This is a genomic window from Leucobacter sp. 1207-22 (assembly GCF_052850455.1).
The window spans coordinates 285,485-309,951 of sequence record NZ_VXCR01000004.1 but is presented as its reverse complement, the minus strand read 5'-3'; the positions used below and the strand labels follow the sequence as shown (position 1 = coordinate 309,951).

General features: G+C 60.7%; 16 protein-coding genes. 5 read left to right on the top strand and 11 right to left on the bottom strand.

Going from position 1 to position 24,467, the window contains the following annotated elements; translation table 11 throughout:
* Positions 1-135: 135 nt before the first annotated feature.
* A complete protein-coding gene (locus FW756_RS09655) occupies positions 136-3,051 on the top strand; it encodes a lamin tail domain-containing protein (RefSeq protein WP_446429933.1) in 2,916 nt (971 codons plus the stop codon).
* Between the two features lie 111 nt (positions 3,052-3,162).
* A complete protein-coding gene (locus tag FW756_RS09650) occupies positions 3,163-3,558 on the top strand; it encodes a hypothetical protein (RefSeq protein ID WP_446429932.1) in 396 nt (131 codons plus the stop codon).
* Here FW756_RS09650 and FW756_RS09645 read toward each other — a convergent pair.
* The 6 genes from FW756_RS09645 to kdpF are packed head-to-tail and all read right to left on the bottom strand — an operon-like array spanning position 3,555 to position 11,379.
* Positions 3,555-4,250, bottom strand: a complete 696-nt coding sequence (locus tag FW756_RS09645; RefSeq protein ID WP_446429931.1) for a response regulator transcription factor — start codon at positions 4,248-4,250, stop codon at positions 3,555-3,557. The genes FW756_RS09650 and FW756_RS09645 overlap by 4 nt on opposite strands.
* On the bottom strand, positions 4,247-6,796 hold the full coding sequence (locus FW756_RS09640) for an ATP-binding protein (RefSeq protein WP_446429930.1): 2,550 nt from the start codon (positions 6,794-6,796) through the stop codon (positions 4,247-4,249). Before FW756_RS09640 ends, FW756_RS09645 begins: the two co-directional genes overlap by 4 nt.
* A 2-nt stretch (positions 6,797-6,798) precedes the next feature.
* Positions 6,799-7,413 (bottom strand): potassium-transporting ATPase subunit KdpC, encoded by a 615-nt coding sequence (gene kdpC / locus FW756_RS09635; RefSeq protein WP_446429929.1) that lies wholly within the window; start codon positions 7,411-7,413, stop codon positions 6,799-6,801.
* A 31-nt stretch (positions 7,414-7,444) separates the two neighbouring features.
* The gene (gene kdpB / locus FW756_RS09630) at positions 7,445-9,613 is read right to left on the bottom strand and encodes a potassium-transporting ATPase subunit KdpB (protein WP_446429928.1); all 2,169 of its coding nucleotides are present in this window, start codon (positions 9,611-9,613) and stop codon (positions 7,445-7,447) included.
* Positions 9,614-9,616: 3 nt separating this feature from the next.
* On the bottom strand, positions 9,617-11,290 hold the full coding sequence (gene kdpA / locus FW756_RS09625) for a potassium-transporting ATPase subunit KdpA (RefSeq protein ID WP_446429927.1): 1,674 nt from the start codon (positions 11,288-11,290) through the stop codon (positions 9,617-9,619).
* Entirely contained in the window at positions 11,290-11,379 is a 90-nt protein-coding gene (gene kdpF / locus FW756_RS09620; protein WP_446429926.1) for a K(+)-transporting ATPase subunit F, read from the bottom strand. The genes kdpA and kdpF overlap by 1 nt, the downstream gene beginning before the upstream one ends.
* 607 nt (positions 11,380-11,986) lie before the next feature.
* On the opposite strand from kdpF, the gene FW756_RS09615 reads away from it, so the two are divergent.
* The gene (locus FW756_RS09615) at positions 11,987-12,211 is read left to right on the top strand and encodes a twin-arginine translocase TatA/TatE family subunit (RefSeq protein WP_446429925.1); all 225 of its coding nucleotides are present in this window, start codon (positions 11,987-11,989) and stop codon (positions 12,209-12,211) included.
* Between the two features lie 115 nt (positions 12,212-12,326).
* Here the strand turns inward: FW756_RS09615 and FW756_RS09610 are convergent, their stop codons facing one another.
* Positions 12,327-13,070: a TetR family transcriptional regulator gene (locus FW756_RS09610; RefSeq protein WP_446429924.1), complete on the bottom strand. Its 744-nt coding sequence runs from the start codon at positions 13,068-13,070 to the stop codon at positions 12,327-12,329.
* Between the two features lie 132 nt (positions 13,071-13,202).
* On the opposite strand from FW756_RS09610, the gene FW756_RS09605 reads away from it, so the two are divergent.
* Both FW756_RS09605 and FW756_RS09600 read left to right on the top strand, forming a co-directional pair.
* On the top strand, positions 13,203-14,642 hold the full coding sequence (locus FW756_RS09605) for a DHA2 family efflux MFS transporter permease subunit (protein ID WP_446429923.1): 1,440 nt from the start codon (positions 13,203-13,205) through the stop codon (positions 14,640-14,642).
* 81 nt (positions 14,643-14,723) lie between these two features.
* Entirely contained in the window at positions 14,724-17,153 is a 2,430-nt protein-coding gene (locus FW756_RS09600) for an HAD-IC family P-type ATPase (protein ID WP_446429922.1), read from the top strand.
* A 16-nt stretch (positions 17,154-17,169) separates the two neighbouring features.
* Here the strand turns inward: FW756_RS09600 and FW756_RS09595 are convergent, their stop codons facing one another.
* The 4 genes from FW756_RS09595 to FW756_RS09580 all read right to left on the bottom strand — a co-directional run bounded on the left by FW756_RS09595 (position 17,170) and on the right by FW756_RS09580 (position 24,467).
* A complete protein-coding gene (locus tag FW756_RS09595; protein ID WP_446429921.1) occupies positions 17,170-18,921 on the bottom strand; it encodes an ABC-F family ATP-binding cassette domain-containing protein in 1,752 nt (583 codons plus the stop codon).
* 142 nt (positions 18,922-19,063) lie between these two features.
* Positions 19,064-19,717: a TetR/AcrR family transcriptional regulator gene (locus FW756_RS09590; RefSeq protein WP_446429920.1), complete on the bottom strand. Its 654-nt coding sequence runs from the start codon at positions 19,715-19,717 to the stop codon at positions 19,064-19,066.
* 11 nt (positions 19,718-19,728) lie between these two features.
* The gene (locus FW756_RS09585) at positions 19,729-21,906 is read right to left on the bottom strand and encodes a YhgE/Pip family protein (protein WP_446429919.1); all 2,178 of its coding nucleotides are present in this window, start codon (positions 21,904-21,906) and stop codon (positions 19,729-19,731) included.
* Complete coding sequence (locus tag FW756_RS09580) at positions 21,903-24,467, bottom strand: YhgE/Pip family protein (protein ID WP_446429918.1); 2,565 nt, start codon at positions 24,465-24,467, stop codon at positions 21,903-21,905. The genes FW756_RS09585 and FW756_RS09580 overlap by 4 nt, the downstream gene beginning before the upstream one ends.

Sequence of the window (24,467 nt, the reverse complement as noted above, 5' to 3'; positions counted from 1 at the left end):
ACGGGGTATGCGGTGCTTTTCGCGCCCTCCGCTTCGTGGTGCAGTGGTCACCCGGGCTTTACCTTGTCGTCACTCATAAGAAATACGCGAGTGGTTGATTGAAATCTGGCCGTTTCAGACCAGAGGAGCTCAGACTTGTCCTGTTTTCGTTCGACGCTCACCAGGGTGATCCTTGGAGTGGTCGGCGCAACCGTATGTGTTGCTCCGATCACCATGACTTTCACGGGAGCGGCTGCTTCAGCGCTGCCACTGCCAGCACTGCCTGCCAGCGCTTCCACCGCACCCGCTGCCGTGCATCCCAGCGGTATTGTGGTGAACGAGATCATTTACGGCAACGCGTCGGGTTACGACATTGACCAGGTTGAGATTCTCAACACTGGCACCGCAGCCGTAGATGTGAGTGGTTGGGGCGTCGCTGATGACAAGAACAAAGAAACCCTGCCTGCCGGCACGGTTGTGCAACCAGGCGAGTATTTCATGCTCGTCAACGGAACTCACTTTACGTTCGGACTGGGCAAGGGCGACTCGTTCACCCTGTCAGATCTGGCCGGCGTCGAGGTAGACGGATACGCCTACACGAATGATGCTCCGCTGATGACTTGGGCACGCTGCGGTGATGGGCTGGGGGAGTGGGCTCCTGCAACGCAGGCGACACCGGGCGCTGCAAACATGTGCACGGTCGCCCCGGTGCAGGGCAGCGTCAAACTGAACGAAGTTGACTCACAACCTGCAGACTGGGTTGAACTTGTGAACCCGGGCGATGATGCGGTCTCTCTTGACGGCTTCGAGCTTCGCGACAATTCTGACGACCACCGCTGGCGTTTTCCGGCTGGCACAGTGATCGAACCGGGTGCGTTGCTTGTGGTCGATGAGAATAGCAGCGGATCAGTGTTCAACGACACCACCGGAGCCTGGCAAGAGGGACGATTCCCAGAAGCGATTGGCATTGGCGGCGCCGATGAGATCCGCCTCTTTGCAAGTAATGGTGACCTCGCAGATCGTACCGGCGCATGGACCGCGCACGCCGCGATCGATGGCGATGCAGCTGCGGCGACGCTCGCTCGATGCGTCGATGGCGAGGGCGACTTTGCGCTTGCGTTCGCGACACCTGGGGAGAAGAACCGTTGTGTTCCGCCGAGCATCGCGATCAATGAAGTCGAGTCGAACGGTGATGCAACTGACTGGGTTGAGATCACCAACACTGGCGCAACTCCGATCGACATTTCGGGGTGGACCATGCTCGACAACGATCCCGCAGGCCATGCCGCTGACGTGATCCCGGTTCCCGCAGGCACGATGCTTGCGCCTGGCGGCTTCTACGTGTTCGATCAGCCGTCACACTTCACCTTCGGGCTCGGTAAGGCGGACACCGTATCCGTGCGTACCGCCGCTGGCCTCGTTGCCGCCGAGTACAGCTGGAGCGACCACGCGGCTGGGGTGTACGGGCGGTGCGTAGACGGCACCGGTGAGTTCCGTGACCTCGAGATTTCGACCAAGGGGCTGCAGAACGCCTGCGGCAACCCAGTGCGTATCAATGAGGTCGTCTCGAACCCAAGCGACTGGGTCGAGCTGGTGAACCCATCGGCACATGCGATCGACATTTCGGGCATTGTGGTTCGAGACAACGATGATGCGCACGAGTACACGATCCCGGCTGGTACTTCGATTCCCGCGGGTGGCTACCTGGTCATTGAAGGTGATGCACTTGGTTTTGGTCTCGGCAAAGCAGACAGCGTCCGTCTCTTTGAGAATGGCACCCTGATCAACGAGACAACCTGGGGTCCAGAACACGCGGAGCCAAGCTGGGGTCGGTGCCCTGACGTCGCTGGCCCGTTTGCCGTGACCTCGGGGGCGACCAAGGGAGCTGCCAACACCTGCGTCGGGGAAATCTCGGCCGACCCTTGGCCAGGAGCCGCGGAGACTCGCGTGCTTGACACAGCACCCATGTTCTTGTCGGACAGCTCAGGCCTGGATACTCAGGTCACTGACGAGGGCGTGTTCCTCTGGGCAGTCGACAACGGCGCAGGCACATTCTGGAAGCTTGCGGCGCAGGCAGATGGCAGCGTGAAGTTTGCCGACGGTTGGGAATCAGGCAAGCGAGCCCGGTTCCAGCACGACGCAACGAACCCCGGTGCGGCGGGACCTGATACTGAGGGCATCACCGTTGCTGGCGATGGCTTCCTCTACCTGGCTTCTGAGCGGGACAACAGCGCGAAAGGTGTGAATTACAACACCGTGCTGCAGATCGATCCCAATGCACCGGGACCTGATGTTGTGGCATCACAGCAGTGGGACCTCACGAGCCTGCTGCCGCAGGTGAGCGCGAACCTGGGACTTGAAGCAATCGAGTGGGTTTCTGACAGCGATCTTGAAGGCGTGCTGTGGGATCGCAACACCAAGGCACCATACAAGAGCAGCGATTATGCGGGACACGGAGACGGCCTGTTCTTCGTCGGCGTTGAAGATCAAGGCCAAGTGTTCGCGGTTGCACTGCTGCCCGGTGGTCAGGCAGAGATCGTCGGAGAGGTGAAGCCAGGCCTGCCAGGAGTTATGGCCCTCGACTACGACACCACCCTCGGAGTCCTGTGGGCGGTGTGTGACGATGGCTGCGATGGCACCGGTGCACAGATCTCGCTCAACGGCACAGAGACCCCGAAAGTCAATCATGTGCTGCGCCCCGCGGGGCTGCCAAACCTGAACAATGAAGGGTTTGCGACTGCGCCGGCTGAACTCATCGTTGATGGCAAACGGCCTGCATGGTGGTTCGCAGATGGGTACAGCGTTGAAGCGCTGCGGGCAGGCTGGCTGAATGCCGAGTCACCAATTGACCCAGTTGATCCGGTAGACCCTGTAAAGCCGACGACCCCAGGCGGTTCCGGTAACACCGCTGGCAACGCCGGTGGAGCTGCGGGCGGCGGATCACCCGGCGCCCTGGCAAACACTGGCGAGGAAGCAAGCCTGATCGCGGTCATGATCGCTGCAGGAGTTGCGCTTGCAGCCGCCGGTGTCGCGCTCGTCGGCTCTCGAAAGCGCAAGCTGCAGGGACAGTAATCTCACGCTTTTGCAGATACAACAGGTGTGCCCCTGTGTCACGTTGGCCCAAGAGCCAGTCGCGACGCGGGGGCACACCGTCATGTAGAGACCTGCTGACATACTGGGAATATGCAGCGCATGAATGGGCAACGATTCGGGCAGTGGACCCTACGGCTTGACGCTATCTATTGCGCGGTGCTCGGAACGGCAGTCGCGCTCGCCGCAGATCAGTTGGCCGCTTCGATTGCATTGCCAGCACTCGTGCTGCGGTTAAGCGGTGTCGTGGTCGTCGTTTGGGCACTGTTGGTGCTGTGGATGGTCTTGAAACTCCGCCTCCGGAACGCGCTCCGCCTCGTGCTTGGCGTCAACGTCCTGGCTGCTTCACTCATTGCGTTGTGTGTATTCACCGCGGGAAATCTGATCGCTGCCGTTGCAGTGATAACCATTGCAATTGATGTTGCGCTGTTTGCGGTGAGCCAGGTGGTTGCGCTCTCCCGTCTCCGTACTGCGGCACTCGCAGGCTAGGCCTGCGTCACACCGGCAAGCCGGTACCCCATCCCTGGCTCAGTAAGCACGTGCACGGGGTTGGCTGGATCATTCTCCAGCTTGCGGCGCAGTTGCGAAACGTAGAGCCTGAGGTACCCGGTGTCTTCGACGTGCTCCGACCCCCAGATACTCGTGAGTATGGTCTTCCGCGTGACGAGCTTGCCAGCATTGCGAATGAGGATCTCGATGAATTGCCACTCGGTCGGCGTGAGGCGGATCTGACGTGTGCCCTCCGCAGTCGTGCGCGTCACGCTGTGGGAAGCGAGATCGATCACGGTGTCACCCAACCGTACGACAGGTGACGTGTCATCTTGTACGACCCTGCGAGAAAGCGCACGGATACGCGCGAGCAGTTCCTCGACCGCGAATGGCTTGGTGATGTAGTCATCGGCGCCTGCATCGAGCGCCTCGACTTTGTCAGCTGCGCCAGAACGCCCCGAAACAACAAGAATCGGCGCTTGCGTCCAGCCCCGAATCCCCTGAATCACTTCGATACCGTCGAGTTGGGGCATACCGAGATCGAGCAGGTATAAGTCGGGATGATGGTCGATGGCAGCGGCAATTGCTTGCGCGCCATCATTCGCAACGATGACGGTGTACCCCTTCGCGGTGAGGGTGATGCGTAGTGCACGGAGGATCTGCGGATCGTCGTCGGCAATCAAGATCTTCATCGCGTCTGTTCCGTTTCTGCTGTGTCGTCTGCGCTGGTCGGGCTGGTTGCGCCGGTCGGTCCGCTGGTTGCGGCTTCGACGGGCAATGACACCACCATGGTGAGGCCACCGCCTGGTGTATCTTCTGGCGTGAGCGTACCGCGCATTGCCTCAACAAAACCGCGAGACAGCGCAAGCCCGAGTCCGAGGCCCGTCGAGTTGTCGGTGTCACCGAGTCGCTGGAATGGCAAGAACACGTCATCGAACTTCTCCGGCGGGATGCCGCGACCGCGATCCGCGACCCGAATCTCGAGCCGGTCACCGAAGACGCTCGTACTAACAAGCACGGGTACCCCGACCGGGCTGTACCGCTGCGCGTTCGACAGGAGATTCACGACAACGCGCTGCAGCAGGACCGGATCAGCATCGACGTAGGCGTCACCGTGATCGAGAGCGAGGGTGACCTCACTTGGTCCGAGCCGCAGCTCCTCGAGGGCGGGCGCAATCGCGTCTGCCGGATCGATCGGGAACGTTCTGACATTCATCGCATCGGCCTGCAACCGACTGACGTCGAGCAGATCAGTGACGAGGGTCGCGAGCGAGGTGAGGCTCTCATCTGCGGTATCGAGGAGTTCTTGCTTGTCTGCAAGGCTGAGCTCAGGGGTTGCGGTCCTCAGCCCGCCAATTGCTGCCGTTGCAGCAGCGAGCGGGCGACGCAAATCGTGACTGAGCGCAGAGAGGAGCGCGCCACGCACACGGTCTGATGCCGCAATTGGCTCGATCTGCTTCGCCGTTTCGGTGAGCTGTTCGTGTTCAAGCGCGGTGGTGAGCTGCACGACTACAACGCCGAGCAGACGCTGCTCGGTCGCGTTGATGTCGGGGCCGTAGAGATCAAGTGTGGCATTGCGCGTCAGCGCCATCGACGTCGGTGTCTCGTCGGTCGGCGGATCGCCAGCGCTCGCAATCACCCGTTCGTCTTGGCGCAGTGCCACGCTCGAGAGCTGGAATGCCTCCCGAGCCCGATCAAGAATCGCCTGAATGGAGCTTTCTCCACGCAGGACGCTGCCTGCGATCGTCTGAATGAGTTCGGATTCTGCAGCGGCACGCTTGGCCGCGCGAGTGAACCGCGCCGAGCGGTCAACGATAAAACTGACGAGGCTCGCGATGACCACGTAGAGCACTAAGGCGAGGAGATGGTGGGTGCGATTGATATGCACGGTATAGAGCGGCTCGATGAAGAGGAAGTCGAGTGTGAGGCCAGACAACACCGCGGCGAGAATTGCTGGCCAGAACCCGCCAACAATCGCGACGACAACGACGAGCAGCTGAAAGCTCAATACATCGGTGGTGATCGACTCAGCATTGCGGGTCGAAGAAAGAAGCAGCGTGAGCAGTGGGCCGCCGATGAGCGCCGTGGCGAGGCCGAGAAGGCGGCGTTTCATCGTGAGCGCGCCGGTTCGCGGGGGAAGTGAGAAGCGCTTGCCAGCTGCCGCGTGGTTGACCATGTGTACGTCGATGTCACCTGACTCGCGAACGACGGTCGCTCCGATGCCCGAACCAGTAAACATTGCGGCAAGGCGTCCGCGGCGACTCGCACCAAGCACGAGCTGCGTGGCATTGACCGAGCGCGCGAACTCGACGAGTGAGTGTGGCACGTCGTCACCGATCACCTGGTGGTACGAGCCGTTGAGCTTCTCGACGAGGCGACGCTGTTGTGAGAGCGCTGCAGGATTGCTTGCGCGAAGACCGTCTTGCGTCGTGACGTGCACTGCGAGCAGCTCGCCGCCGGCAGAACGTGAAGCGATCCGCGCCCCGCGTCGCAGCAGGGTCTCGCCCTCGGATCCACCAGTGAGCGCGACGACCACGCGCTCGCGTGCCTCCCAGGTGCGGTTGATGCCGTGAGCGTCGCGGTAGCCGCGAAGCGCCTGATCGACCTCGTCTGCGAGCCAGATGAGCGCGAGTTCGCGAAGCGCGGTCAGATTGCCGAGTCGGAAGTAGTTCGACAGGGCAGCGTCGATGCGCTCTGCGGGGTAGACGAACCCACTGCTTAACCGGTCACGGAGCGCTTGCGGCGCGAGGTCGACAACCTCAATGGAGTCGGCCTCGCGCAGAAAGCTATCTGGCACGGTCTCGCGCTGCGGGATTCCTGTAATTTGCTCAACCACATCATTGAGCGATTCAATGTGTTGGATATTCAGGGTCGAAATGACATCAATTCCTGCGGCGAGCAGCGCTTCGACGTCTTCCCATCGCTTCGCGTGAGCGGAGCCAGGTGCGTTCGTGTGCGCGAGTTCATCGATGAGAGCGATCTCAGGGTGATGGGCGAGGACGGCGGCGAGGTCGAGTTCTTCGAGGGCGACTCCGCGATGCTCGACGAGCGCACGGGGGATCACAGGGAGGCCAACGGTCATGGCTGCGGTTGCCTCCCGACCGTGCGTCTCAACGATGCCGATAATGACATCTTTTCCCTCGGCAAACAGCCTGCGCCCCTCTTCAAGCATCGCGAATGTCTTGCCGACGCCTGGGGCGGCGCCGAGCAGCACACTGAGCCGCCCTCGCTTCGACATGCTTACTCCTTCAGCTGGTTGAGCGCGATGTTGACATCGAGCACGTTTACGGTTGATTCTCCCAAATAGCCGAGTGCACGGCCACGGGTATGTTCATCAAGCACCTGCTGTACAACTGCAGGGTCGAGGTGACGCGCCTCTGCAATGCGCGCTACCTGAATAGCGGCGTATGCCGGGCTGATGTGTGGATCAAGCCCAGAGGCCGAAGCCGTGACTGCATCGGCAGGTACCGCACTCTCGGGCACCCCGTTGAAGGCTGCGATCTGCGACTTCCGGTCAGTAATGGCAGCAATCAAATCTGGGTTCTCTGGGCCGAGATTCGAAGCGCCTGATGCGCCTCCGTCATACCCATCGCCAGCGGCAGAGGGTCGTGGCTGGAAATACTCGGCAAGCGGATCGCCCTTCGCATCGGTAAACGACTGACCGATGAGCGAAGAACCGACAGCTGCACCGTGAGTATCGGTGCGAAGCGAGCCATTCGCTTGCCAGGGGAGTGCCAGCTGACCGATGCCAGTGATCACGAGTGTGTAGCCCACGCCAAGGAGCAGCGTGAACAGTGCCATTGCACGCACCGCCGCCCAGGTCGAACGACCCGCGCTACGAAGTGAGGTTTGCATGTTGTGCTTCTTTCAGAGAGAACGGTGAGGGCTAGAACCCTGGGATGAGCCGGACGAGGAGGTCGATGACCCAGATACCGATGAACGGGGTGACGATGCCGCCGAGCCCATAGATACCGAGGTTTCTGCCGAGCACCGTCGAAGCGTTGCCAGGGCGGAACTTCACTCCGCGCAGGGCGAGCGGAATGAGGAACACGATCACGATCGCGTTGAAGATGATGGCCGACAGTACCGCCGAGGCAGGTGAATGCAGACCCATGATGTTCAACGCCGAGAGTTGCGGGAACACCCCAATGAAGAACGCAGGGATGATCGCGAAGTACTTAGCGATGTCGTTCGAGATCGAGAAGGTCGTCAGCGCACCACGGGTGATGAGCAGCTGCTTACCGATCCGCACAATGTCGATGAGTTTCGACGGGTCAGAATCGAGATCGACCATATTGCCGGCTTCCTTCGCAGCCGAGGTACCAGAATTCATGGCGACGCCAACGTCGGCCTGGGCCAGCGCAGGAGCATCATTCGTGCCGTCACCGGTCATCGCAACCAGGTTGCCGCCCTCTTGCTCCTTGCGAATGTAAGCGAGCTTGTCTTCGGGAGTCGCCTCCGCGAGGAAGTCATCAACGCCAGCCTCCCGCGCAATCGCGGCAGCCGTCAGCGCGTTGTCACCCGTGATCATCACGGTGCGGATCCCCATAGCTCGCAACTCGGTGAACTTCTCGGGCAGCCCCTCCTTCACGACATCCTTCAGATGGACAACACCGAGCAAACGGGCAACACCTGCTGCATCACGAGTCGCAACAACGAGTGGCGTGCCACCGCTTGATGACACTCGCTCAATGTGCGAATCGAGCTCAGCGCTCGCCGCATCGGTGAGCGGAGCATTCGCTTCAGCGAGCCAGGCCTTGACCGCTGAACCGGCACCTTTTCGAATCTGGGATCCGTCAGGAAGGTCAAGCCCAGACATGCGAGTTTGCGCGGTGAACGGAACGATCTCACCGGCGGTGTTGCGTTCGAACGCGATGCCGAGCTTCTCCGCGAGTTCGACAATCGAAACGCCCTCAGGAGTGGGGTCTGCGAGCGACGAAAGCGCTGCGGCCTCGCCAAGTTCTTGCTCAGAAACAGCGGTCATCCGCACGAACTCGCTCGCGCGCCGGTTGCCGTAGGTGATGGTGCCGGTCTTGTCGAGGAGCAAGGTCGTCACATCGCCAGCAGCTTCAACCGCACGACCCGACATGGCGAGCACGTTGCGCTGCACCAGACGATCCATACCCGCGATGCCAATTGCGCTGAGGAGCGCACCGATCGTGGTCGGGATGAGGCAGACGAGCAAAGCGACAAGCACGGGGATGCTCACGGGAGCGGCCGCGTACGAAGCGATTGGGTTGAGAGTGAGCGCGACAGTCACAAAAATAATGGAGAGCGCCGACAGCAGGATATTCAACGCAATCTCATTGGGGGTTTTCTGCCGTGCGGCACCCTCAACGAGCGAGATCATACGGTCGACGAAGGTCTCACCTGGACGTGAGGTGATCCGCACCACAATGCGGTCAGACAGCACGCGCGTGCCGCCTGTGACAGCGGAACGATCGCCACCAGACTCACGAACGACCGGCGCTGACTCACCCGTGATCGCAGACTCGTCGACCGAGGCGATGCCCCAGATGACGTCGCCATCGCCGGGAATGAGTTCGCCAGCGGTGACGACCACAACATCATCAATCGTGAGTTCGGATGAAGCGAGCGCAGTGGTCTCGGCATCGTGTGCAGCGGGGTCAGCATCGGCGTCGTAATTGTCGATGCGGTTCGCGACCGTACTCGTACGGGTATTGCGCAGCGTCTCGGCCTGCGCCTTACCGCGGCCCTCTGCGATGGACTCGGCGAGATTCGCAAAGAGCACGGTCAGCCACAGCCAGGCAGCGATTGCCCAGGTGAATGAGCCTGGGACCGGCGAACCACCCGACTTGGCCGGGCCACCGAGGAAGGGTTCGGCAACCGTAAGCACCGTGGTGAGTGCGGCTCCGATCCACACCAAGAACATGACCGGGTTGCGCCACTGCTCGCGCGGATTGAGCTTGCGGAAGGCGCCAGGGAGCGCGGCCTTGACCTGTTTCAGTGAGAAGCCAGAACGTGGTTGGGGTGATGGTTCTGGATCGTGCGGCTCTGATGCAGCCGTCTGGGACGGAGAAATGAGCGTAGACATGAGTTACTTCAGCCCTTCAGCGAGCGGACCCAGCGTGAGCACTGGGAAGTAGGTGAGTGCCGACATGAGGATCGTGACCGCGGTCAGCAATCCGATAAACATGGGGCGATGGGTGGGAAGCGTGCCAACAGTCGGCGGCACCTTCTCCTGCGCAGCGAGTGAACCCGCGAGCGCGAGCACGAGCATGATCGGGATAAAACGGCCGAGCAAGATCGCGAGACCGAGCGCGGTGTTCAGCCACGGGGTATCTGCGGTGAGACCGGCGAATGCCGAACCATTGTTGTTTGCTGCCGACGTGAACGCATAGAGCACTTCAGACATGCCGTGCACACCGGGGTTCGCAATCGAGACGTTTGCGACCTCGTCTTTGACACCAGGAAGTGCGAAGCTCAGTGCGGTTCCTGCGAGCACAAGCATCGGGCTGACGAGAATGTACATGGCCGCGAGCTTGATCTCGCGCGGGCCGATCTTCTTACCGAGGTACTCGGGAGTGCGGCCAATGAGCAGACCCGAGATGAAGACGGCGATGACGGCGAGGACGAGGATCGCGTAGAGCCCCGAACCGACTCCGCCAGGGGAGACCTCGCCGAGCATCATGTTGAGCATCGGCATCATTCCACCGAGCGAGGTGTACGAATCGTGCATCGCTGCGACGGCACCCGTCGAAGTGCCCGTGCTCGTCGTGGTGAACAGGGTCGAACCGATGATGCCGAGCCGTTGTTCCTTGCCCTCCATCGCAGCGCCAGCGAGCTCTGGCGCTGTGCCAGGGCCTGCCGTTTCCAGGAGCGTGAGGATCTTGAACGACGCAATGTAGAGGATTGCCATGACCGACACGATTGCGTAGCCCTGGCGGTTGTCTCCCACCATGCGCCCGAAGGTGCGTGGAAGTGAGAACGGAATGATGAGCATCAGCAGCACCTGGAACAGATTGGTCAGGGCTGATGGATTCTCGAACGGGTGCGCAGAATTCGCGTTGAAGAACCCGCCGCCGTTGGTGCCGAGCAGCTTGATCGCTTCCTGCGAGGCTGTCGGGCCACCCGGAATCGTCTGGGTCGTGCCAGTCACCGTCGAAACGGCCGTGAATCCGTTGAAGTTCTGGATGACGCCACCGATCATCAAGACGACCGCAGCAAGCACTGCAATCGGCAGCAGAATACGGAGGGTGCCGCGGGTGAGATCTACCCAGAAATTCCCAATCGTCCCTGAACGGCGGTAGGCAAAACCGCGCACCAGCGCGATCGCCACGGCGATACCGACTGCAGCAGAAACGAAGTTCTGCACGGCAAGTCCAGCGAACTGCACCGTGTAGCCGACGGTCAGCTCTGGTGAGTACGACTGCCAGTTGGTGTTTCCGACGAACGAGGCTGCGGTGTTGAATGCGAGGTCTGGTGATGGTGCATCAAGACCAAGCGAGTACGGGAGTACCGGCTGGAGCCGCTGTAGCGTGTAGACGAACAGCAGGCCAACGGCTGAGAATGACAGCACGCTGCGCAGGTACGCCTGCCACGTCTGTTCGGTGTGTGGATCCGCGCCAATGACACGGTAGATCACGCGCTCGATCTTCCAATCGGCGCGTGAGGTGTAGACCCACGCCATGTAATCGCCGAATGGACGATACGCGATGACCAAGACGAGGGCAACGGTCGCGAGAGCGAGAAGCGCATATAGCCAGGTCATTAGAACTTCTCCGGCTTCAACAGTGCGACCACCAGGTACACGACGGCGGCAATCGCGAGCGCGGCGGCAATGAACTCAAAAACGATCACAGTTTCTCCACCGCCTTCGCCAGCAGCCCGATCACAACGAACACGGCAATACTGCCGAGCACGTAGATGAGGTCAAACACAACAGGTCCTTTCGCAGAAAGTCAGCGCCGCTCTCGCGGAAACTGGCGCCCGAAACGGGCTATGACCTGATCAAACACCCGTTTTGTCGGTGTAAACGAAGTCCTAACGGAATCCATACGGGGTTTTCGTGGATCCTCACGGGTGGCTTACGGGTGTGTGTTCCCCGACCCGCGCCGCTCCCGCCGCTCCCGCCGCTCCCGCCGCGCCTGCCGTCGGCCCGCGCCGTTCCCGCCGTTTCCGCTGCTAGCCCGCGAAACGGGGTGTTCCCGCCGAAACAGACCCTTTCAACCGTCTGAAACCCCCTGTTTCGAGAAGAAGGGCCGTTTTGACGGGGTTGGCAAGGTTGGCCGGGGCCGGGCGGGCTAGGGCCAGGGCCGGGGCTGGCAGGGCTGCCCAAACCATTTTGCTCAGCAAATTTTCGGCAAATCGATGCGGTAAATCTTGCCAGCCGGGCGTAAGATTTCCTGTCGGCTACTGAAACTGGCGCCCACAGGTGCCGCTCTAGCCAGCTGAGAAGAGGAACCCCATGCTTGGAAACGCGCTGTCAGGTTGGCATCTCGTCATCATTGTCTTCATTGCGCTGCTGCTGTTTGGCTCGACGAAGCTTCCGGCGCTGGCGAAGGGCCTGGGGGAGTCGATCCGTGTGCTCCGCAAGGAGACCCAGGGAGATGGCCCCGCCTCCGAGACTGTCGAGAAGTCTGCAACAGACACGACTGCCTCAGACGCAGCCCCCACGCAGAAGGCCGACTAACAAGTCTTCACGCATCAGCCCATTACCGCCCCGGTGATGGGCTTTTTGTGGTGCCCGCGGCTATGGGGCTGCGGGGAGAGGGCACGCGGTAGCGAGAGCGACACCGCAGTAACGGTTACGCCTGCGTGAGGTTTCTGAACGCGACCCGCATCGTCTCGCGCACTGCGCGGTGGCTTTCCGTTGGCGATTCGGGGTTTGGCTGCTCTGCTTGAGCAGACCATCGCATCCAGCCGTGACGCCACACGGTGATGCCGATTTCGGCGAGCAGTGCGAGCTGGGGGGTAGTCATGTCTGGGAAGACATCGCTGAAACGATCCGCCAACTTCTCGGCGATCTCAACATCTTGCGACGCTTCGTATGCGCGTAGTTCTGGTTCGGCAGCGATGAGCGCGGAGATGCGACGGTGCACCGCGAGCTCGAGATCGCTTTCAATGATGAGGATCTTGTCCCCAATTGCCTCAATGGCCGCAAGAATGCCGCCGGAGCTAGCGACCGCCTCGTCGACGGGGAGCAAGTCGTCGATGGCATCGAGGTAGCGCCTGGGGCCAGGCATGATCGCCTGTTCCTTGCACGAGAAGTAGCGGAAAAAGGTGCGCCGCGAGATGCCAGCGGCCTCGGCGATCTGTGCGGTGGTGACGTTGCAGAGTCCCTTGCGCTCGGCCAGATCGATGGCTGCGCGCTGGATACGTTCCTGCGTTTCTCGGTAGTTGCGCTGCCGGAGCCCCTCGGGTGCTGCGGTGCCAGATGCAGCGGTGTTCGGCGTTGCCGAAGCTGGCGCATCGACGCTTGGGGCAGCACCAGTTCCAGCACGGTCATCGTTGACTGCACTTTCTGATGCGGTTGATTGCGGTGTAGACACTTCGCTCCTTGCGGTGGGCAGATCGGTGCCCCTTGAATCTATCGGATTCACGCACAGGCATTCAGAAGATGGCACAGTGTGCCATAATTTACACTTCGAACAATTTCCTCACGAGAGAAGAGCTCCTGCGTCGTGACGCCTGAACCCACCACAACACCACCCCTTGACCGCCGCACGATTACCGCAGCCATCGCGATTCTCGCGCTTTCAGCGTTTGTGATGATTCTTAACGAGACAGTCTTGGGCGTCGCACTTCCGCAACTCATGGCTGACTTCAATGTGAGTGCGACGACAGTGCAGTGGCTCACGACTGGCTTCCTCCTCACCATGGCGATTGTCATCCCCATGACCGGATTCCTGCTGCAGAGGTATTCGATTCGACGACTGTTTATCACCGCGATCTCCCTCTTCCTCTTCGGCACGATTGTTGCGTCAGTGGCACCGGTGTTCAGCATTGTGTTGACCGGACGCGTGCTCCAGGCAGCTGGCACGGCGATCATCATGCCGCTGCTCATGACAACGACCTTGACCCTTGTACCGCCGCAGTTCCGTGGCTCGGTGATGGGGCTCAACTCGGTCGTCATCTCGGTCGGTCCCGCGATCGGACCGACGCTCTCGGGCCTGGTGATCGACGCGTTCAACTGGCGCTGGGTGTTCGGCCTGATGATTCCCGTTGCGGTCATTGCGATGGTCGTCGGTGCCTTGTTGATGCCCCGTATCGGTGGCGGTGGATCCGCATCACTCGATATCCCATCCGTCATTCTCAGCCTGCTCGGGTTTGGTGGCGTGGTGACCGCGATTTCGACGATCGCCGACCTGTCTGCTGGTTCCCCCGTGCCGGTCGTCGCCGGGCCAATCGGCCTCATCGCGCTGGTGAGCTTCGTGATCCGCCAACGCAGGCTTCTCGTCCAGGGTCCCGGCCGTGCACTGCTCGATCTCACTCCGTTCCGTGAGCGTCGCTTTGCGCTCTCCGTCGTGGTGGTCATGGTCGCGATGGGCACGATGCTCGGCACAGTGCTCGTGCTCCCGATGTTTGCTCAGACCGCAATGGGGCTGACCGTGCTCGGCACCGGACTCATGCTGCTCCCCGGTGGAGTGCTGCAAGGCCTGCTCTCGCCATTCGTCGGCCGCCTCTACGACATGTTTGGCGCGCTGCCGCTGGTGATTCCTGGCACCATCGTGCTCGCTGGAGCGGAATGGTGGATGTCTACCATGACCGCGAACACCACGGTTCCGCAGCTCATCGGCATGCACCTCGTCTTTGCAACGGGAATGGCATTCGTGCTCACTCCGATGCTCACGCACGCCTTGAGCAGCCTGCCCGTCCGCCTGTACGGGCACGGCAGCGCGATCGTGAATGCGCTGCAGCAGCTCGGCGGCGCGATTGGCATTGCTGCGATGATCGGCGGTATGGCGCTTGGCGCAGAAATGAGTCGTGGGGGCGGATCCGCCGCCGATACCGCAGGCATCCATCTCGCGTTCGTGGTGGGAGGCAGCTTGGCGCTCATCGCGGTGTGCTGTGCACCGTTCCTCGGTCGCAAGCAGACAGTTTTTCCGTCACAACGCGGGTAATCCAGCACGTCACTTATGGTGATCCATAAAAATCGTGAGGGGAGGTGAGTTACACCACTTCTGTCTCATAGGCTGGACGACATGAGCGTGACGACAACAGGTCTCTCCAGCGCGGAGGCAGCCAAACGGCTCGCCGACGGACGAGGGAACGCAGCCCCAGACGCATCGAGCCGGTCCCTGTGGGCGATCCTCGCGGCTAATGTATTCACGCTGTTCAATGCCATTGTCTTCGCGGGCTTCGGCATTCTGCTTGTGCTCGGGCGCTGGCAGGATGCGCTGTTCGGCCTGCCAGCGATCTTCAACACCGTCATTGGAGTGGTGCAGGAGTTCAACGCAAAGCGCACGCTTGACCGACTTGCAGTGCTGAATGCTCCGACGGCTCGTGTGATCCGTGATGGTGAAGTCATGGAGATCCCGCAGGAGCAGGTCGTGCTCGGCGACGTCTTCGTGCTGCACGTTGGTGATCAGATCACAGCAGATGCCCGCATCATTGACACGGATCATGCGGGCCCGACAGGACTCGAACTCGATGAGTCCTTGCTCACCGGCGAATCGGATGCAGTACGCAAGCGATCCGGTGACGAGGTGCTTTCGGGCTCAAACGTCGTGACCGGCAGCGGAACCGCCGAGGTGATTCGCGTCGGCGCAGAATCGTACGCGGCAAAGCTCACGTCAGATGCTCGAAAGTTCTCGCTCGTCAAGTCGGAACTGCGTGGCAGCATCGACCGCTTGCTCAAGTGGATCATGTGGCTGCTGCCGGTCATGATTGTCATCGTTGTCAACGGACAGATGCAATCGGAGGGCGGCTGGACAGTCGCAATTGCAAACGGCGGCTGGCAAGAAGCAGCGGTCGGTGCGATTGCAGCGGTCATCGCGATGGTGCCGCTGGGGCTCGTGCTCGTCACAAGCATTGCGTTCGCGGTCAGTGGCGTCTCGCTCGCGAAGCAGCAGGTGCTCATTCAGGAGCTGCCAGCAGTCGAAGGTCTCGCACGAGTCGACGCGCTCTGCCTCGATAAGACGGGCACACTCACGACCGGTGAGATGGCGTTTGACCGGGCGATCGAGTTGCAGCCGGTGCAGGGCTGGGAAGGCGTGCTGAGCTACCTTGGCTCGGCGCCAGATGCGAACGGAACGGCCGCATCCCTCGCTGTACCGTTTGCCGACGCCGAACAGCCGATCGATCCGACACCGATTCCGTTTGATTCCGCGCGCAAGTGGAGTGGGCTGTTGGTGGGGCGCGGATCCGCACCCGCAGAAGGCACCTGGATCCTTGGCGCACCAGAGTTTGTGATGCGCGCAGAGAACGACGCGAACCGCGCGGCGCTTGCCGAGGCAGGACGGCTTGCTGAACAGGGATCCCGAACCCTCGTGCTCGCGTACAGCGACGATCTCACACCCGTCGGTGAGCAGCCGGAACTTCCGGCAGGTCTCTTTCCCGTCGCGATCTTGACGTTCAAGGAACAGGTGCGCGAGGACGCGGCCCAGACGCTCGGCTACTTTGCGGAACAAGACGTCGACGTCCGAGTCATCTCTGGCGATGATCCGCGCACCGTCGCAGCCGTTGCGCGAGCGGTTGGTCTCAACTGCGAAGCCGGGTTTGACGCGCGTGAACTGCCAGAAGATCTCGACGAGCTGGGTGAAGTGCTCGAACGTGAGCACGTGTTTGGCCGGGTGACTCCGCGTCAGAAGCTTGAGATGGTGCGCGCCCTGCAGCGCCGCGGTCACGTCGTTGCGATGACGGGCGACGGCGTGAACGATGCCCTCGCGATCAAGGAAGCGGACCTCGGCATCGCCATGGACACCGCCGCGCAAGCCACGAAGGCCGTTGCCCGCCTGGTGCTGCTTGACGGCCGCTTCGACCGCATGCCCGGCGTTGTCGCCGAGGGACGTCGTGTCATCGCAAACATCGAACGCGTATCGATGCTGTTCCTGACGAAGACGATGTATGCATTCGCGATTGGTGTGATCTTCGGTCTGTTCGCCTGGGCATTCCCGTTCCTGCCGCGTCAGCTCTCGATCACCGATGGCCTCACAATCGGCATCCCCGCGTTCTTCCTCGCGCTCATGCCGAACGCCGCACGCTACCGGTCAGGCTTCTTGAAACGCTCCCTTGCCTTCTCGATACCCGCCGGTCTTATCGTCACGGCCGCGCTGATTGCCGTACGCATCGGCGCATACAACATGGGTGAATTCCAAACGATCGAACTGCAGTCTGCCTCAACGCTCACGCTTGCCGGTGTCGCCCTGTGGGTGCTGGCCGTCATGGCACGCCCGATTCATCCGTTCCGCGTGCTCATTGTGCTCGCGATGTACGCCGGGCTGGGCCTGGTCTGGGTGATCCCGTTCACGCGTGACTTCTTCCAGGTGACATGGCTGCCAAACGATCTTGGCGTGCTCGTGCTTATCGTCGTTGGCATCGGCGTCGTGCTCGTAGAGGTGCTGCGAGCATGGCACCTGCGGCTGATCGCGAAGCAGGATCCGGTTGGGCGGGCTGCGGCGGTGGCTGCTTAGAAGTGTGTGGGCAGCGTTAGGCGCCAGTGAGCTGGAGTTGCTGCCCGGTCCAACGCTTCCTCAGCCACCGATCGTGTGAGGCAACGATGACCGTTCCTTGGTACTCCGCGATGGCGTTTTCTAACTCTGTCGAAAGAAGTAACGAGAGATGGTTCGTTGGCTCATCAAGGAGCAGCACCTCAGGTGGGTCTGCAAGGAGAACGGCTAGCGCAAGTCGTCGTTGTTGCCCCAGGCTGAGCACTGTAAGTTGCCTGCGCTCGTCTCGGCTTGCTACGAGCCCAAAGGTCGACAGTGGAATGCGTTCGGCGCGTTCCCGCCCGACGAGGTCGACATACGTTTGATCTACCGTGCGACTGGGGCCACGGTCGTACGGGTCGGGGAGTACTACATCCTGTGTCAACAGCCCAACTCGCGCGGAGCGATCAATTTCAACATGACCGCTCGATGGTGTCAGGCCTCCGGCGATGAGATGGAGAAGAGTGGATTTTCCTGCGCCATTCGCTCCGGTGATCAGGAGCTTTTCGCCCGCATGAATACTGATCGATACCGGTGCAAGGCGACCTGTGAGCGCAACGTCAACGAGCCTGATCTGCGTTTCATCCGTGTCGGCTGCCGTTGGCGTTTCCGCGGCAGCTGCCTCTGATGGCGTGCCAAGGCCAGCAAACCGAAGCTGAGTTGGTGGTTGACGAACCTGTCGCGCCTCGAGTTCATCCAGTCGTGACCTTGCATCGTTCACTCGACGTGAGACGACCTTCGCGTTTCGGTCGGCATAGTACTTCTGTGCCGCCCGCACCTCGCTTCTGGGATTCCAGTCGTGATGACCAACGATCTGGTTGCCGTGTACGGAGGCGCGAAGACGCTTCAGCTCATCCTGCTCAGCTCGGTACTGGTGCTCCCAACGTGACCGAGAGGCAGCTCGACGAGCGAGGTAGTCACTGTATGCGCCGGTGAAATAGACGGCACCGACCCCGGACCCAGGACTGTCTTCTTCCAAGGATTCAGTCATGGCCTGCGGGAGCGGCGCGGGGTCAAGATCTACCAGTCCCGTCGCCGTTTCATCGAGAAAGGCACGGTCATGACTCGCCATAAGTACCGGTCCCCGCCAATCAACGAGCATGCGGTGCAGGTATTCGGTGGCTGCATCATCAAGATGGTTGGTGGGCTCATCAAGTAAGAGCACGTCAGGTTCGCTGAGAAGCAGCCCTGCCAACGCCAAACGTGCGCGTTGCCCTCCTGACAGGTCCTGCACTGCGCGATCGAGTGGAAGATCGCCTAACCCGAGACCCGCAAGCATCGCAGATATTCGTGCGTCAAGATCCCACGCACGCAATCGCTCCGCAAGATCCAATGCTTCTGCGTAGGCATCTGCGGCTTCTCTATCCTCAGGCCTTGCGGCAAGCTTCGTTGCGCTGTTGTCGACATTCGTGATTGCGCTTCTCACGGGTTCAACAAAGGTGTCCAGCACGCGCGTGACGGTGGCACCGGTTTCGAAGGCGTGTGCTTGGTGCAGCAAACCTACGCGCGGAGGGACCCCTCTCGTCCCAATCGCTGAGACCGAACCGGTATCAGGAGGTGTGATGCCAGCAGCAATACGCAAAAGCGTTGATTTTCCTGAACCGTTCTCTCCGATCAACCCGACACGTTGGCCAGTAGAAACCAGGAGAGAGACATCAGTGAGTACGCGACGATCACGGAACGAGATCGATATGTCATCGATCCGCAAGTGAGCTGAGGCTGTTGTCGTAGGAGAGACGAAAGAGAAAGACATGAGCAACCTCGAAGTTTTCAACGGTTCCCGCCGGGCACATGCCTCGGACGCAGGAAGGAAAAACTCAAGATGACATGTGTACAGACTACTGGAGTTTGTTACTCAATCAACTACCTGCCACTCATCTGCCCACCCGAAGTGCCTACGCAAGCACCTCCGGATGCGCCTCAATCAGTGCAACCTGTTCCTGCCATCCGAGCCCGACGATGCTGAGCACGACCCGTACGACGGTATCGGCAGCGTTCGCGATCTCAGACGGCGGAAGCGCCGAGTCAGATGATCGCCCGCGCAGGGTGGTGCGAGCGGCCTCCTCGACAAGGTACGCGAGCACGGCTGGCGAAAGGTCTTGTCGGAAGGACCCATCGGCCACACCGGTCTCGGTCAGCGCACGCAGACGCTGACGCAGCGGTGCGAGTGCCCGCGCTGTGTCTGCAACGTGCGCGTCATCCAAAGCGATGTTTGCAGAGGCACGCACAGCTGATGCTTCGCGCCACAGCCGTGCGGCGAGCAGCGCGAGAGCGACTCGTGGATCCGCGTGGTTCGTTGATTCAGCAATGTCGTTGAACTTCCGGGCACCGCTCTCGACGACGGCACGAATGAGTGCTTCTCGTTCGGGGAAATGTCCATACAACGCGCGCCGGGAGAGGCCCGCCGCCTGTGCAATCGTGACGAGGGAAGCGTTGGGCTGCTGTGCCAGCACCGATTGCGCAGCTTGGATAAGTGCTTCCCGGTTTGCGGTGGCATCGCTGCGCGGGCCTCGGCGTACGACGTTGCGTACTGAAGATGGGGTTGGCATCGATATCACCTCTACATGAGCTTCGTTGACTCGACGGCCTCGATGAGACCGCGGTTGAACGACATGAGCGGGCGACGCAGCACAAGGCCGAGCAGCAACGCGGGAATGGTGAACAGCAGAAGCATGCCGATTGCAACCCAGAAGTCACCGTTGTACACGCCAGCGACGGCCGCTCTGAGCGCATCCACTGCGTAGGTGGCTGGCAGGAACGGGCTCACATTCTGGAACCAAGCAGGCAACAGTGGCAGCGGATAGGCGCCGCCAGCGCCAGACACCTGGATGACCAGCAGCAAGACGGCAAGTGCCTTACCAGCGTTGCCGAAGGCGACGACTGCTGTGTAGATGATGAGGGTGAAGACCAGCGAGATCATCCATGACGCGAACACGAGCAGGAACGGGTGCGCGGGTTCGATCTGCACGAACAAGATGAGTCCAAGCGAGAGCAGGGTGCTCTGCGCGAGTCCAACGAGCGCGAAGATGCCGTAGCGACCAAGATACTGCTCAGTGGGGCTGAGTTCATCGCGGTCGGGGAGCGTCTCGCTGTTGACGTCGGTGCGGATCGTGACCGTCATGAGCAGTGCGCCGACCCACAGCGCAAGCACCATGTAGAGCGGAGCAACACCCACGCCGAACCCTGCGACAGGGAAGACCGCTGTGCGATCCACGCGCACGGGGTTCGCGAGCGATGTGGCGAGCGTACCGGGGTCGGAACCGATGACCTCTGAAAGCTTCGAGAGATCTCCGGTATTGGTGGCATCCTTGATGGTCTTTTGAATCTTGTCGAACTTGTCGGCCGCGTCGGTGAGCGACTTCGAAAGCTTCGACGTTGCATCGCGCGAGTGATCGAGTACGTCGCGCACTGATCCGCCTGCGCCTGAGAGACCGTCTGATGCCGCTGCAAGATCCTGGCGGATCGCGCTCACGTCGCCACTCACAGCCTCGACCGCAGCTCCGAGCTTGTCGAGCTGCGGTTTGAGGCCGGACTCATACGAGGTGCGAGCTGCCTCGAGTGCAGCCTTTGCATCGTTGATCGCTGCGATGTTCTTGTCGTGTGACTCTTGCGCCTTGGCGTTGCCGTCGCGGATCGATTGCGCCGATTCGGTGAGACGATCCCGCACGACGGTCTGGCGAGCGATTGAATCATCGAGACGCGCGAGCAGCTTGGTTGCTTCGTCTTGCTGCGGCAGGCTTGCAGTGGCGTTTGCGATGTCATCGCGGAGCTGCTGCGTGGCATCGATCTGCGCCTGGACGCGTCCGGCCAGAGCGTCGAGTTCGTCTGCCTGGGCGGCGCTCAGGTCTTGACTGCTCGCATAGACAGCATCAATCTTTGCTGCGACCGCGTCATATCCCTGAGTCGAGGCATCGAGTGCTGTCGAGAGCGCGCTTGACGCACCCTGCAGCGTGCCCTTCAAATCCTCGACAGCAGCGGCACCGCCGCCGAGCGCGTTCTTGGTATCGCCGAAGGCGCCACCTGCCGCGCTCACGAGGGATTCCGCGCTGTCAACGAGCGGGATACTTGCGTCGACGAGTGACGTGAGCATCTCGGTCGTGCGGGCGCTTGAGCGAAGCTGCAGTGAGATGTTACCGACGCGGGATTCTACGCGCGTGAGCATCGCTTGAGTGTTCTCATCAGTGAGGTAATCACTGAGTGAGGAAATCATCCCGACCGCGACATCACCGAGGGTTTCGGTAAACGTTTCACTGATCTGTGCCGAGATGCCCTCTGCGCCCTGCTCGGTGAGCTTCGGGGCGAGCGCGTTCTTCTTCTCGTTCGTGTAGAAGTCGAGGCTCGTGCGCTCGGAACCGTTGGTGTAGAAGGTCATCATGTCGGTACTGAATGATGCAGGAAGCACGACCGCTGCATAGTACTCGCCAGAGCGTGTACCGTCGATCGCGTCTTCTTCACTGGTGATCACCCAGTTGAGTGCGTCGTTCGCGCGCAGCTGTGACAACACCTGTTCACCCACGTTGATGCGAACCGGCATGAGGTCACTCTGGTACCCGGCGTCGGTGCTGGCGACGGCAACCTTGAGGTTGCTCGCGTTCTCGAACGGGTCCCAGCTCGCGATGACGTTGAACCAGGTGAACAGTGATGGAATGACGACGAGGCCGAACAGCACAATGCCAGCCATGACATTGCGGGTCGCGTGACGCAGATCGCGGCGGATCAGATCAATGATGTTTCTCATGCGCGCGACTCCTCTTCGCCCTGCTCAGTGATGGCGCTCGCCATGACTGCTTCGCGGAGCTCTTCCTCCGGCATGTCTGCGACCTTGGCCGCCTGGATGAAGCTCTGCTTGATGTACTCGAGCACGATAAGCGAGACGATGACAAGTAGTGACCATGCCACCCAGAGGCCGAGCATGAGTGCCTTACCGCCCGGCAACGCCCACGCGATGATTCCGAGTACGACCATGCCGATCGCGCCGATGATGAGCGTGCTCTTCAGCAGCTTGGGGTAGTGGTGAGTGAACGCGCGTTCGCGCACCGCGAGGTCTTCGCGATACTCGTCGCGGTTCTTCAGCGCGTGAATGACATCAATGAGGCGGTAGCCAGGGCCGACAACGGCGACCTTCTCGCCAATCATGAGATCGGTCTCAGCGATCTGTCGGTTGAACAAACGGTTGAAGTTGCCGAAGCGCGTGCGCAGCGTAATGCCGATGATGAATGCGATCACCGACATGAGCGCGAGGACGCCCATGAACTTCCAGTAGTGACCACCGTAGAAGCCGCCGATGGTCTCACGCAGCGCATCGATGCCGTATGAGAAGGGCAGGAGCGGGTAGAGCGTGCGGAAGAACCCTGGCATGAGCTCAATCGGGTAGAGGCCAGAAGCACCCGGAATCTGCATGATGATAAACAGCACGCAGAGGCCGCGACCGACGTGGCCGAAGGCGGACGACAGTGCGTAAATAATGCTCGTGTACACGATCGAGATGAGCATGCTTGTGCCGACGTATGCGACTGCGCTTGTGGTTTGCACGCCGATAACGAGGTTGCCAACGCTCACGATGAGTGCCTGCAGCATACCGAGAAGCGCGAATAGGAAGAACCGCCCCATGTAGGCCTGGCGGACGGTAATACGGCGGAGGCCTTCGGTATCGACCTCGACCTTGAAGATCACCATGAGCACGAACGCGCCGATCCACAATGACAGATTCGTGAAGAGTGCTGCCATCGCTGAGCCGTAGGTCTTGATGGGGAACACCTGGATCTCGTTCACCGTGACCGGTGACGACACAAAGCTCGCGATCTGGTCTGGGTCGAGCGTCGTGATCGTGGTGAGCATGCCCCACTCAGACGCTGCAGACATCGCCAGCACGTCTGCACGTGCGGTTTTCACGCCGGTGATGAGACCCTTAACGTCCTCATCAAAGCTGGTGAGCGCGGATCCTGTCGCGACCAGCTGTGTATCGATGCCCGCGAGGAGTCCGTCTGCCTGCGTGAGAACTTCCTGCTGCGCGGAGATTGCAGCGGTGAACGCTGACGCGCTCGCTGAGAGCTGTGAGACAGCGGAATTCACTGCGGGAACAGTTTCGGTCAGAATCTTCCGCATGTCGCCAGCGGCATTCTTCGTGTTGTCCATCGCGGCGGACAGTGCGGATACGGCTTCGTTCACTGAAGTCGCGGCCCCAGCTGTGCTGCTACTCAGATTCTTGAGCTTGGTGAGTACTTCGTCGTTCGCCGCGTTCTGCGCTTTGAGCTGGTCGAGCGCAGACTGCAGCGCAGCCTTCGTATCATCGGGAACTGAAGCGTCATTGATCAATGCCTCAAGATTCTCGATTGACTCTTTGTTTGCCTCAATCGACTTCTGAATCTCGGTAATGGACGCATCGAGGCGAACGCCAGCCTGATCAAGTTCTTGCGTGAGGTGCGTGATTGAGGTCTGCGCTGAGGCAGCAGAATCGGCCAGGAGCGTCGCACCGGTGAGGTACGCATTCGACGCCGCATCGGTGAATGCGACGAGTTCGCGCTGCGTCTCAACGAGTGCCGACTGAGCCGCAGTCATTGACTCCTTGACATCGTCGAGTGTGCTTCGCACATCGGTGAGTGTTTTGCGTGCAGAAGAGATTGTGCCGCGCGAGTCCTCGATGCCTGACTGCATGTTTGCCAGGCTCGTCCTGGCATTCTCGAGGGTCTTGGTGGTCTGATCAAACGCGTTCACCGTCTTGTCTTGCGCGTTGAACAGCTTGAGTTCGATCGAGTCGCCAGTGTCTTTAATGGCCTGGGTCGCGGCGTCTGCAACCTGTTCCTTGAACGAGCTGGTGATTTGAGCGTCGAGTGTTGATGCGCCAACGTCAGTGATTTTCGGCCCGATCATGCCGTTTTTCTCGTTGACGAAGTACTCGAGGGCTGGCTGCGTGAAACTGCCGGTCGTGAGACTCAGGAGGTCAGAGCTGAACTCTGCAGGAATGACGATTGCTGCGTAGGCATCGCCGCTTTCAACCGCGTCGTGTGCGTCTGCCTCATCCATGAACTGCCAGCCAAGTTGATGGTTGGCCTTCAGTTCCTTGACGACTTCGTCGCCAATGTTCACCTTGCCGGTGAGGTCGTTCTCTGCCCCCTTGTCAAGGTTGACCACTGCGACGGTGATGTTTGAGGTGTTCTCGTACGGATCCCAGAATGCGTTGATGTTGAACCACGCATAGAGGGCAGGCGTGACGAGTACACCGACGACGATGACCCACGCTTTTCTTGTGCGCAGGATTCGTTTAACATCGCGTGTAAAGACGCTCCAGCTCTGTTTCAC

Excerpts from the sequence above, each read along its gene's own strand:
- kdpC (WP_446429929.1), bottom strand. The coding sequence starts at position 7,413 with ATGCAAACCTCACTTCGTAGCGCGGGTCGTTCGACCTGGGCGGCGGTG.
- FW756_RS09590 (WP_446429920.1), bottom strand. The coding sequence starts at position 19,717 with ATGCCAACCCCATCTTCAGTACGCAACGTCGTACGCCGAGGCCCGCGC.
- FW756_RS09585 (WP_446429919.1), bottom strand. The coding sequence starts at position 21,906 with ATGAGAAACATCATTGATCTGATCCGCCGCGATCTGCGTCACGCGACC.
- FW756_RS09645 (WP_446429931.1), bottom strand. The coding sequence starts at position 4,250 with ATGAAGATCTTGATTGCCGACGACGATCCGCAGATCCTCCGTGCACTA.
- FW756_RS09600 (WP_446429922.1), top strand. The coding sequence starts at position 14,724 with ATGAGCGTGACGACAACAGGTCTCTCCAGCGCGGAGGCAGCCAAACGG.
- FW756_RS09650 (WP_446429932.1), top strand. The coding sequence starts at position 3,163 with ATGCAGCGCATGAATGGGCAACGATTCGGGCAGTGGACCCTACGGCTT.
- FW756_RS09640 (WP_446429930.1), bottom strand. The coding sequence starts at position 6,796 with ATGTCGAAGCGAGGGCGGCTCAGTGTGCTGCTCGGCGCCGCCCCAGGC.
- FW756_RS09595 (WP_446429921.1), bottom strand. The coding sequence starts at position 18,921 with ATGTCTTTCTCTTTCGTCTCTCCTACGACAACAGCCTCAGCTCACTTG.
- kdpB (WP_446429928.1), bottom strand. The coding sequence starts at position 9,613 with ATGTCTACGCTCATTTCTCCGTCCCAGACGGCTGCATCAGAGCCGCAC.
- FW756_RS09615 (WP_446429925.1), top strand. The coding sequence starts at position 11,987 with ATGCTTGGAAACGCGCTGTCAGGTTGGCATCTCGTCATCATTGTCTTC.
- kdpA (WP_446429927.1), bottom strand. The coding sequence starts at position 11,290 with ATGACCTGGCTATATGCGCTTCTCGCTCTCGCGACCGTTGCCCTCGTC.